This is a genomic window from Rhodococcus sp. NPDC059234 (genome assembly GCF_042754225.1).
GTDB lineage: Bacteria > Actinomycetota > Actinomycetes > Mycobacteriales > Mycobacteriaceae > Rhodococcus_G.
Map to the genome: position 1 here is coordinate 1 of NZ_JBHZAH010000152.1, position 9,956 is coordinate 9,956.

Below are 9,956 nucleotides of genomic sequence, written 5' to 3' on the forward strand. Positions count from 1 at the left end.
GTCCGGGGCCTCGCCGCTTTTTCGTGGTCGGGCAGGCGCCGATAGGCTCGGGCACGTGGATTCCGGCGACGTCGACTTTGCGCACACCGACGAGGCGTCGCGCAAGCGACGCGACAAGGCGGTCGGACTCGCGCGGTACGTCTGGGACCGGGGGATCGGCGGCGCCGAACTGCTCGCCCTGCCCGACGATCGGCTGCGCAAGCTCGCCCGCGCCGCGGGAGCGAACCCGCCGAGCACCCGCGAGACGTGGTCGGTCGTCGCTGAACTGCTGGACGAGAAGTCGCGGTGGGCGGCCGACCATCCCCACGACCCGCGGGCGGTGCCTGCGCACGCCGACGAAAAGATCATGTGGGTCAAGCCGCCCCTTCCGCCCTGGCCGTCGAGCTGAGTCAGCAGTTGCTGGGTGCCGGCGCCCCGGCGAACCTGCCGTCCAACCAGGCGAATGCCCCGGGCGCACCCTCGACCGAGGCGGGTCCGTGATCGCCGGGCAGCACGTCGAACTGGACGGGCACGCCTGCACCACACCACCTCCGGACCGTCGCGGCCGCGGAGTCGAGTGGCGCCAGCTGGTCGCCGGTCCCGTGCCAGGCGAACACCGGCGCGCGCGGGACGCCCGGGTACAGCTGCAGGCTGTTCTCGTCGAACACCGACCGCAGGGTCGGCGCATTGACCTGGGACGGGTCCCGCGTCATCTCCGCGGCGCTGTGCCCGGCGCCGTCGTCGATGATCTGCTGGGTGCAGGCGTTCGCGATCTGATCGCGCAACCGGAGTCCCGCCGGGGTGAGGTAGTTGTCGACGGGGACCCGCGAGGGATACTCCCGTTCGAGTCCCAGCGTGGCGGCGAAGGCGAGCCCGAAGAGCGGGTGCGGTGCGGAGCCGAGGCCGTTGGCGAGCTCGCTGAGGTTGGTGGGGACGCCGCCCTGCGCGATGCCGACGATGTTCAGCTCCGGCGCGTAGGTCGGTGCCAGTGCGCCGGCCCAGCCGGTGGCCATGCCGCCGCCCGAGTATCCCGTCAGCCCGACCGGGCTGTGGCCCAGTCGCGCCTGCGGCAGGCGCTGGACCGCTCGGATCCCGTCGAGCACGATCTGACCGCCGAGCCGCGCCGCGCCGTAGGCGCTGGTCGGGCCGAGATGGTCGGGCAGAGCGACCGCCCATCCCCTTGCCAGCAGCGCCGGTAGCGCCGGCGCCTCCGTCAGCTGCCCGTCGAACAGCGTGTGCGAGGGCCCGCACTGGGTGCCGAGGGCGTTGATGATCGCCTGGAACGACAGCAGCGGACGGTCCACGCCGCCGCGCGGCACCAGCACCGTCGTCGTCGCCGCGATCGGCCCGCCGGTGGAATTGGTGGAGCGGTACAGGATCTGCCAGCCGTCGGCGTTGCCGTACCTCGACACATCGACCGGGCGTGCGCGCAGCACGTCGCCGTTCGAGTGTGGGGCGAGGTCGGGTGGCGACCAGTAGAAGGGGTCGGGATCGGCGACGGGCGGCTGGGCCGAGGCCGTCGGCGTGGCCAGCGCGAGGCCGGCGAGGATAGCGAACGCGGCGGCTGCGGACCGCCTGAGCCAGGTGTCCATGGACGTCCCTTTCCAGATCACACCCTAGCGCGGTCGCCGCGGTGCGTCCCGGTTCCGGCGCGGCCCGATTGCTAGCCTGGGCCCATGCATCTCCCGATGTTCCCGCTCGGCGCGGTGCTGCTCCCCGGCGAGGCGCTCCCACTGCAGGTCTTCGAGCCGCGATACCGCCAGATGGTCGAGTACTGCACGGCCGCACCGGATCGAATGCGGTTCGGGGTGGTGCTCATCTCGCGCGGACACGAGGTCGGCGGCGGTGACGAGCGGACCGATGTGGGGACCACGGCGAGGATCGTCGAGTACCGACCGGGCGCCGGTGGACGCATGCTGCTCGGCTGTGTCGGCGAACGCCGGATCCGGGTGCGGCGCTGGCTTCCCGACGATCCGTATCCGCAGGCCGAGGTCGAGGAGTGGCCGGACGAGGGATCGGTGATCGGGGCGAGCGCGGCGGCGGAGGTCGACGCCCGCGTCGACGAGTTGGGCGAGGTGGCCGCCGAGCTGGCCCGTGTCGGGGGCGGGCGGGCGCCCGACTACCCTGGGCTGCGGTCGCTGCCAGGCGGTCCCGGCGAGCAGGCGCTGGCGCTCGCGGCGCTGCTGCCGCTCGGTGCCGCGGATAGACTTCGGGTGCTGGCCGCGCCGGGTCCCGGTGAGCGACTGGTGGTGCTCGCCGACGCGCTCGCCGACGTCATCGCCGCGGCGCGGTTCCGGCTGTCGGACTAGGAGACGTGGATGCGCGGTGACGGGGCGTTGCTGGCGGTCGTCGCTGCCGGCGGTGCGCTCGGTTCTCTGGCGAGATACGGTGTCGCGCAAGCAATTCCAGTGGAGTCTGGTCAGCTGCCCTGGGCCACGCTGATTACCAATGTGGTCGGCTGCTTCCTCATCGGCGTCCTGATGGTGGTCATCACCGAGGTCTGGACCGCGCACCGGCTGCTGCGGCCGTTCCTGGGGGTCGGCATCCTCGGCGGCTTCACCACCTTCTCCACCTATGCGGTCGAGGTTCGCGGGCTCCTCGCCGACGGCCACTATCCGCTCGCGTTCGGCTACCTCGGCGGCAGTGTGATCGCCGCGCTCGCCGCCGCACTGGCAGGGATGTCGCTCACCCGGGTGGCCGCCGGCGCCCGGATCGGGAAAGGAAACTGACGATGTCGTCCTCCAACGCCCCGTCGCCGCCCCCTTCGTACACGAGCACCTCGCGCGGTGAACTGCGCCTGTCGATCATCCTCGGCCAGGACGACCTCTGGCGTCACAAACCCAAGTACCAGGAGATCGTGCGGCGGGCCCGCGACGCCGGACTCAGCGGAGCCAGCGTGTGGCGGGGAGTCGAGGGGTACGGCGCGTCCTCGCACATCCACACCACCCGACTGCTCGACCTCGCAGACGGCCTGCCCGTCCTCGTGATCATCCTGGACGACCCGCCGCGCGTTCGGGCGTTCGTCGAGGCGATCGCCGAGTTGCTCACCCAGGCTACTGTCACGCTCGAGGACGTCGAGCGAGTGCGCGTGGTGGAGGGTCCCGCGTGACCGTGCTGCTCGTGCTGGTCGGTGGTGCGGTCGGCGCGCCCGCGCGGTTTCTGCTGGACCGGACCCTGCAGTCGCGCCACGACAGCGAGTTCCCGTGGGGCACGCTCGCGGTGAACGTGATCGGGTCGCTGATCCTCGGCGGGCTCGTCGGTGCCGCGACCACGCACGGTGGCGCGCTGGCGACGCTGATCGGCACCGGCTTCTGCGGGGCGCTGACCACCTTCAGCACCTTCAGCTACGAGACGCTGCGACTGCTGCAGGACCGGGCGCGGCTGTATGCATTCGCCAACGTCGCGGTCACCCTGGTCGCCGGAATCGGAGCGGCCTTCCTCGGATTCGCCGCGGCACACGCCGTCGTCGCGTGATCGAATGAGGCCATGGCGAACGATCGAGCAGGCCGGCCCGCGGGACCCGAAGACCTCGAGGACCTGCCGCACCTGGTGACGGCCTACTACACCCGCACCCCGGACCCCGAGGACCCCGGCCAGCGGGTGGCATTCGGGACCTCCGGGCACCGCGGATCGAGCCTCGACGGCGCCTTCAACGAGGCGCACATCCTCGCGACCACGCAGGCGATCGTGGAATACCGCGCGGCCCAGGGCATCACCGGACCGCTGTTCCTCGGCCGCGACACCCACGCGCTGTCCGAGCCTGCCTGGACCTCCGCGCTCGAGGTGCTCGCCGCGAACGAGGTCGACGTGCTCGTCGACGCCGCGGGGCGGTACACCCCCACCCCCGCGGTGAGCCGTGCGATTGTGCGGCACAACGCATCCGAGCGGTCCGCCCGCGCCGACGGCATCGTGGTCACGCCGTCGCACAACCCTCCCCGTGACGGCGGTTTCAAGTACAACCCGCCGCACGGCGGACCGGCCGATTCCGACGCGACCTCCGCGATCGAGCGCCGCGCCAACGAACTGCTCGTCGCGGGTCTGTCCGGTGTGCGACGGATACCGGCGGCGCGGGCGGTCGCGCGGCCCTACGACTATCTCGGCAGCTACATCGACGACCTGCCGAACGTGGTGAACCTCGACGCGATCCGCGGCGCCGGAGTCCGGATCGGGGCAGACCCGATGGGCGGGGCGAGCGTCGACTACTGGGGCGCGATCGCCGAGCGGTACGGCCTCGACCTGACGGTGGTCAACCCGCTCGTCGACGCGACGTGGCGGTTCATGACCCTCGACACCGACGGCAAGATCCGGATGGACTGTTCCTCGCCGGCCGCGATGGCCTCCCTGATCGGTGCGCGCGAGAGCTACGACATCGCCACCGGCAACGACGCCGATGCCGACCGGCACGGCATCGTCACCCCGGACGCCGGCCTGCTCAACCCCAACCACTACCTGGCCGTGGCGATCGAGTACCTGTACGGGCACCGGCCCGGCTGGCAGGCGGGCACCAAGGTCGGCAAGACGGTGGTCAGTTCGTCGATGATCGACCGGGTCGTCGCCGGGCTCGGCCGGGAGCTGGTGGAGGTGCCGGTCGGGTTCAAGTGGTTCGTGCCCGGCCTGCTGTCCGGCGAGCTCGGGTTCGGCGGGGAGGAGAGCGCGGGAGCGAGCCTGCTGCGCACCGACGGCTCGGTGTGGACCACCGACAAGGACGGTCTCGCCCTGGCGTTGCTCGCCTCGGAGATCCTCGCCGTCACCGGCGAATCGCCCTCGCAGCGATACCGCGCACTGGCCGACCGCTACGGCGATCCCGCCTACGCGCGCGTGGACGCGCCGGCCGACCGGGCGCAGAAGGCGGCGCTGTCCGCGCTGTCACCGGAACAGGTCAGCGCGACGGAACTGGCGGGCGAACCCATCACCGCGGCGCTCACCGTCGCGCCGGGCAACGGAGCGCGGATCGGCGGTCTCAAGGTGTGCACCGAGAGCGCGTGGTTCGCGGCACGACCGTCCGGGACCGAGGACAAGTACAAGATCTACGCCGAATCGTTCCGCGGCTCAGAGCATCTCGCCCAGGTGCAGAACGAGGCCCGCGAGGTCGTCGCGCGAGCACTGGGAGCGGTCGACTGACGAGTCCGGCCGCGCACTAGCATCGGCGGTACATGAACACCTCCGAAACCAAGCTGCCGCGCGAGATCTGGGTGCTGGTCTCGGCCAGCTTCGTCATCGCCCTCGGCTTCGGCATCGTCGCTCCCGCCCTTCCCCAGTTCGCCCGCAGCTTCGACGTTGGATACATCGCCACGTTCTCGGTCATCAGCGTGTTCGCCCTGATGCGGCTGCTGTTCGCGCCGCTCAGCGGCGCCCTGGTGCAGCGGCTGGGGGAGCGGCCCACCTATCTCACCGGCCTGCTGATCGTCGCCGCGTCGTCCGGTGCGGTCGCGTTCGCCGGCGACTACTGGCAGTTGCTGGCGTTCCGGGCGCTCGGCGGTGTCGGGTCGACCATGTTCACGGTGTCCGCGCTCGGGTTGCTGATCCGGATCACCCCACCGGGCATCCGCGGCCGGGTGTCCGGCCTGTACGCGACGTCCTTCTTGTTCGGCACCATCGGCGGCCCGCTGGTCGGCGGCGCGCTCGCGGGCCTGGGGCTGCGCGCTCCGTTCCTGATCTACGCGGTCGCGCTGCTCATCGCGGCGGCGGTGGTGTACGTCAGCCTGCGCGGGTCCGAACTGGCCGCCCCGGATTCGGGCGGTCACGTCGTCACGATGACACTGCGGGAGGCGCTCACCTCGGCGACGTACCGGGCGGCGTTGGTGTCGAACTTCGCCAACGGCTGGGTGTCGTTCGGTGTCCGGGTCGCGATGGTGCCGCTGTTCGTGGTCGAGGCGCTGGACCAGGGCACCGCGCTGGCGGGTGTCGCGCTGACCGTGTACGCCGTCGGCAACGCGCTGGTGCAGATCCCGGCGGGGCGCCTGTCGGACCTGCGAGGCAGACGGCCCTTCGTGCTCGCCGGGCTGGTGGTCAGCGGCGCCGCGACCGCCGTGCTCGGGTTCAGCGACAACCTGGCGGTGTTCCTCCTGCTGTCGCTGGTCGCTGGCATGGGGTCCGGCCTGATGAATCCGGCCCAGCAGGCCGCGGTCGCGGACGTGATCGGCTCCAAGGCCAGGGGCGGCCCGGTCCTCGCGACCTTCCAGATGTCCTCGGATGTCGGGGTGGTGGCCGGTCCGCTGCTCGCCGGCGTGCTGGCCCAGTACCTGTCCTACGGGGTGGCCTTCGCGGTGACGGGCGCGCTGATGCTGCTCCCGATCGGGTTCTGGGTGCTCGCGCCGCGCACGATCCCGCAGGCGTCAACCGGGGACGCCACCGATGAGCACGCCGACCAGGTAGGTGGCGCCGACCGCGATCGCGCCGAAGAGCAGCTGTCGCAGGGCTCCGCGAACCTTGGACTGCGAGGTGAACCCGGCCGCGACCGCGCCGGCGACGAGTAGGCCGAGCCCGCCGACCGCGAGCCCGGCCGGGAGCGAGTCGAATCCGAGGAGGTACGGCAGCAGCGGGATGATCGCGCCGATCGCGAACATCACGAACGACGAGCCCCCGGCAACCAACGGGGAGGGCTTCTCGGTGGGGTCGACGCCGAGTTCGTGGGTCAGGTGGATGGTCACCGCTCGCTCGGAGTCGCCGTGCACCTCCGTGGCCGCGGCGCGGGCCGTGGTCTCGCTCATCCCCATGTCGACGAACATGGCGACCAGTTCGGCCTGCTCGGCCTGCGGATGCCTGGCCTGGGCGCGGGTCTCCACCCGCACCTCGGCGTCGATCTGTTCGTTCGCCGTCGACACCGACGCGTACTCGCCGAGGGCCATCGAGAAGGCACCCGCAGCCAATCCGGCGATGCCGCTGAGAACGATCGCGTGCGCGTCCAGTCCGCCGCCGCCCACGCCCGCGAGCAGCGACGTGTTGGTCACGAGTCCGTCCATGGCACCGAAGGTCGCGGCCCGGAGCCAGCCGCCGGACACGTTCGCATGCGTGTGGTCGAACTCGTGCGGCAGAGCACCGCCGTGCGGGTCCATGACCGTGAATCTACGCGCGGCCTCGGTACCGTGGGCTGCGTGTGGATTCGTGTTGTCAGCTTCCTGGCCCGCCTCGGTCTCGCCGCGGTCTGGTTGATCTCGGGCGGAATCAAGTTCGCCGATCCGACGCAGACGGTGGTCGCGGTGCGCGCCTACCAGTTGCTGCCGGAAGAGCTGGTGCGCCCGGTGGCGTCGGCCCTGCCGATGTTCGAGATCGCGCTGGGCCTGCTGCTGCTCATCGGGCTCGCTGTCCGGCTGACCGCGGTTGTCTCGGTGGTGGTCCTGGCCGGTCTGATCGCCGCGGTCGTGTCGGCGTGGGCGCGGGGCCTGTCGATCGACTGCGGATGCTTCGGCGGCGGCGGAGCGGCCGAGGTGGACGGCTGGGACTACGCGCGCGAGGTCGCCCGGGACGTCGGCTTCATGGCCATGGCGGTGTGGCTGATCGTTTTTCCTCGCAGCCCGCTCGCGCTCGGCCCACGCTCGCGCCCGCTCCTCTCATCGGCTCCTCAGCCTGAGGTGGCAGAGTCGTGAGTTGGCACCGTAAGGCCGCACCCGGAATCGGACCCGAAGGACTTCATCAGTGAGCAAGAAGGTCAAGCCCGTCAAGTACTCACCCCAGCCGACGTCGAGTCGCACGACGTACGTGCTCGGCGGCCTGGCGATCGTGGTGATCGCCGCGGTCGTCATCGGCGGCGTGTTGTGGAGCAACAACCGCAGCAAGCCCCGCAACGAGGGCTACGGCGGCGTGTCGAACTCGGCGGTCCAGGTCGCGGTCCAGGAGGACGGTGTGGTCCGGCTCGGGACGCCGGGCGCGACGACCACGATCGACGTGTTCGAGGATCCCATGTGCCCGTACTGCGCGCAGTTGGAGAACACCAACGGCCAGGAGGTCGCGCAGAAGGTCGACGAGGGCACCCTCGCTGTGCGCTACCACACCCTGGACTTCCTGAACCGGCTCTCCGCCAGCGGCGACTACTCCAGTCGCGCGGCCGGGGCGCTGCTCTGCGTCGCCGACAGCGGCAACGCCATCGCCTACTCGAAGTTCCACGGGGCGATCTTCGCGCCGGCGAACCAGCCGAAGGAGAACGGCAAGTCCGACCACAGCAACGACGATCTCGCGCAGCTGGCCAAGGACTCCGGGGCCGACGACGCGACGGCGCAGTGCATCGCGAGCGGCGCGAAGGTGGCCGACGCAACCGCGGCGGCGGAGAAGGGCAGTGCGGCCCTCGCGGCGAGCGGTGCGCGGGGCACGCCGACGGTGGTCAAGGACGGCACGATCATCGACGCCCTCGGCGACGTGAACTGGGTGACCAAGCTGAACTGACCCTGCGACGGGGGACAGACGAACGGGTACCGGGTAGGCCATCTCCGAGGGGTATGGCGGATCCCGGTACCCGTTCCTTTTTCCGCGGGTAAATGAGCCGTGACCAGCCGATTTGTTGGCGATGCTCGCGATGGTGTAACTTTTTCCAGGCAAGCGGGACACGGTTTCCGAGTGCGACAACAGAACACGGGGCTATGGCGCAGCTGGTAGCGCACCACACTGGCAGTGTGGGGGTCAGGGGTTCGAGTCCCCTTAGCTCCACCGACAAGAAGCCACTCACCGTCAGGTGAGTGGCTTCTTTTGGCTTCGGGGGTCGTTCGCGTCTCCCGGGTCACAGAACGTCAACGGTTCGCTGAGAACCGCGGTGAACCCTGGCCCCTTCGCACCCGCCTCTGTTTCACTTGGTGCGCTTGTGACCGGTGTGACTCGTGTAATGCGCAGTGAAAGGAGAGTGGTGCAGCGGGCCCATCCGCATGCGCCCATCCGGGATGAAGAAGACCATCGTGACCGCCGGCCTCGTGGCCGCTTCGCTGACCGCAATGCTGCTGCCCGCTGTGGCCGCCGCCGATCCCGCCGCGGCTCCCGCGACCCCTGCGGCCGAAGGCGCGGCCAACACGACACCGCTGACCGGCAAGACGGTCTTCCTCGATCCCGGGCACCAGGGCACCAACCACAGCGAGAACCTCTCCCGGCAGGTCGACGACGGCCGCGGCGGCAAGAAGGACTGCCAGACCACCGGCATGACCAGCCTCGGCGGGGTGCCCGAGCACACGATCAACTGGAACGTCTCGCAGCTGGTCAAGACCAGCCTCGAGACCCTCGGTGCCAAGGTCGTGCTCAGCCGCGCCGACGACTCGGGGTGGGGCGGCTGCGTCGACGAGCGCGCCCAGGCGGCCAACAAGTCCGGTGCGGACCTCGCGATGAGCATCCACGCGGACTCGACCACCGCGGGCGCCGACGCCAAGGACCACGGGTTCCACCTGATCGTGCCGACCCTGCCCGTGCCCGACGCGAAGGTCCAGGCCGTGCAGTCCACGACGGGCCTCGAGGCGTCCAAGCTGATGCGCGACGCGTATGTCAAGAACGGCTTCACCGAGGCCAACTACGCGGGCGTCGTCGACGGCATCCAGAGTCGCAGCGACATCGCCGGTCCCGCGCTCACCACCGTGCCCCTGGTCTTCGTGGAGATGGGCAACGGTTCCAATCCGGACGACGCGGCCGTGCTCGACAGCCAGCAGGGCCAGCTCAAGCACGCGATCGCGATCGTCACCGGCGCGGTGAACTATCTGATGGGCGTCACGAGCACCCCGGCAGCCGGGGCAGCCGGCAGCCCGGCCGCGACCTCGCCGGCCACCACGACCTCGCCGGCCACTACAACCTCCCCGGCCACGACCACGCCGAGCGCGGCGCCCGCCGCGGCGGGCGAGACGACGCCGGATACCACCGCCCCCGCGCCCACGACGACCCCGAAGGCAACGCCGGACACGGCGCAGGCGTCCATCATCACGCAGGGTCTGGCAACCGTGCAGACCCTGCTGCAGACCTTCGGCCTCGACGGGCTGAAGGACTTCGCGACCGCGGAGAACCTCGGCCTGTTC

11 protein-coding genes, 1 tRNA gene and 1 pseudogene are annotated in these 9,956 nt (G+C 70.8%); 11 read left to right on the forward strand and 2 right to left on the reverse strand.

The features are described from left to right. Window positions 1–55: 55 nt before the first annotated feature. Complete coding sequence (locus ACFXGJ_RS22375; RefSeq protein ID WP_378625000.1) at window positions 56–388, forward strand: hypothetical protein; 333 nt, start codon at window positions 56–58, stop codon at window positions 386–388. Between the two features lies 1 nt (window position 389). Here ACFXGJ_RS22375 and ACFXGJ_RS22380 read toward each other — a convergent pair whose 3' ends face one another. Further along, the gene (locus ACFXGJ_RS22380) at window positions 390–1,571 is read right to left on the reverse strand and encodes a lipase family protein (protein WP_378625003.1); all 1,182 of its coding nucleotides are present in this window, start codon (window positions 1,569–1,571) and stop codon (window positions 390–392) included. Between the two features lie 84 nt (window positions 1,572–1,655). Here ACFXGJ_RS22380 and ACFXGJ_RS22385 point away from each other — a divergent pair, with 84 nt between their 5' ends. The 6 genes and pseudogenes from ACFXGJ_RS22385 to ACFXGJ_RS22410 form a co-directional block, all read left to right on the forward strand. Beyond that, window positions 1,656–2,288 carry an LON peptidase substrate-binding domain-containing protein gene (locus tag ACFXGJ_RS22385; RefSeq protein ID WP_378625006.1) on the forward strand — a complete coding sequence of 211 codons (633 nt, stop codon included), beginning with the start codon at window positions 1,656–1,658 and terminating at the stop codon, window positions 2,286–2,288. A 9-nt stretch (window positions 2,289–2,297) separates the two neighbouring features. Then, complete coding sequence (locus ACFXGJ_RS22390; protein WP_378625009.1) at window positions 2,298–2,708, forward strand: fluoride efflux transporter FluC; 411 nt, start codon at window positions 2,298–2,300, stop codon at window positions 2,706–2,708. A 2-nt stretch (window positions 2,709–2,710) separates the two neighbouring features. Further along, on the forward strand, window positions 2,711–3,088 hold the full coding sequence (locus ACFXGJ_RS22395) for a DUF190 domain-containing protein (RefSeq protein ID WP_378625015.1): 378 nt from the start codon (window positions 2,711–2,713) through the stop codon (window positions 3,086–3,088). Beyond that, a complete protein-coding gene (crcB, locus tag ACFXGJ_RS22400) occupies window positions 3,085–3,453 on the forward strand; it encodes a fluoride efflux transporter CrcB (protein WP_378625018.1) in 369 nt (122 codons plus the stop codon). The genes ACFXGJ_RS22395 and crcB overlap by 4 nt, the downstream gene beginning before the upstream one ends. 12 nt (window positions 3,454–3,465) lie before the next feature. After that, the gene (pgm, locus tag ACFXGJ_RS22405) at window positions 3,466–5,100 is read left to right on the forward strand and encodes a phosphoglucomutase (alpha-D-glucose-1,6-bisphosphate-dependent) (protein WP_378625021.1); all 1,635 of its coding nucleotides are present in this window, start codon (window positions 3,466–3,468) and stop codon (window positions 5,098–5,100) included. Window positions 5,101–5,132: 32 nt separating this feature from the next. Then, window positions 5,133–6,335 (forward strand): annotated as a pseudogene (locus tag ACFXGJ_RS22410) (MFS transporter); the annotation flags it as partial. Here ACFXGJ_RS22410 and ACFXGJ_RS22415 read toward each other — a convergent pair. Next, window positions 6,315–7,034, reverse strand: coding sequence for a VIT1/CCC1 transporter family protein (locus ACFXGJ_RS22415; RefSeq protein ID WP_378625025.1), 720 nt, complete (start codon window positions 7,032–7,034; stop codon window positions 6,315–6,317). The pseudogene ACFXGJ_RS22410 and the gene ACFXGJ_RS22415 sit on opposite strands and share 21 nt — an antisense overlap. Before the next feature lie 39 nt (window positions 7,035–7,073). Between ACFXGJ_RS22415 and ACFXGJ_RS22420 the strand changes: the two genes are divergently transcribed. The 4 genes from ACFXGJ_RS22420 to ACFXGJ_RS22435 form a co-directional block, all read left to right on the forward strand. After that, window positions 7,074–7,565, forward strand: coding sequence for a MauE/DoxX family redox-associated membrane protein (locus ACFXGJ_RS22420; protein WP_378625029.1), 492 nt, complete (start codon window positions 7,074–7,076; stop codon window positions 7,563–7,565). Between the two features lie 49 nt (window positions 7,566–7,614). Next, on the forward strand, window positions 7,615–8,358 hold the full coding sequence (locus ACFXGJ_RS22425; protein WP_378625032.1) for a DsbA family protein: 744 nt from the start codon (window positions 7,615–7,617) through the stop codon (window positions 8,356–8,358). A gap of 188 nt (window positions 8,359–8,546) precedes the next feature. Then, window positions 8,547–8,619 (forward strand) — tRNA-Ala (locus tag ACFXGJ_RS22430). A 227-nt stretch (window positions 8,620–8,846) separates the two neighbouring features. Then, on the forward strand, window positions 8,847–9,956 hold a 1,110-nt coding region (locus ACFXGJ_RS22435; protein WP_378625035.1), incomplete at its 3' end, for an N-acetylmuramoyl-L-alanine amidase.

Coding starts and splice junctions, on each gene's coding strand:
- ACFXGJ_RS22380 (WP_378625003.1), bottom strand. CDS start 1,571: ATGGACACCTGGCTCAGGCGGTCCGCAGCCGCCGCGTTCGCTATCCTC.
- ACFXGJ_RS22385 (WP_378625006.1), top strand. CDS start 1,656: ATGCATCTCCCGATGTTCCCGCTCGGCGCGGTGCTGCTCCCCGGCGAG.
- ACFXGJ_RS22390 (WP_378625009.1), top strand. CDS start 2,298: ATGCGCGGTGACGGGGCGTTGCTGGCGGTCGTCGCTGCCGGCGGTGCG.
- ACFXGJ_RS22395 (WP_378625015.1), top strand. CDS start 2,711: ATGTCGTCCTCCAACGCCCCGTCGCCGCCCCCTTCGTACACGAGCACC.
- pgm (WP_378625021.1), top strand. CDS start 3,466: ATGGCGAACGATCGAGCAGGCCGGCCCGCGGGACCCGAAGACCTCGAG.
- ACFXGJ_RS22415 (WP_378625025.1), bottom strand. CDS start 7,034: ATGGACCCGCACGGCGGTGCTCTGCCGCACGAGTTCGACCACACGCAT.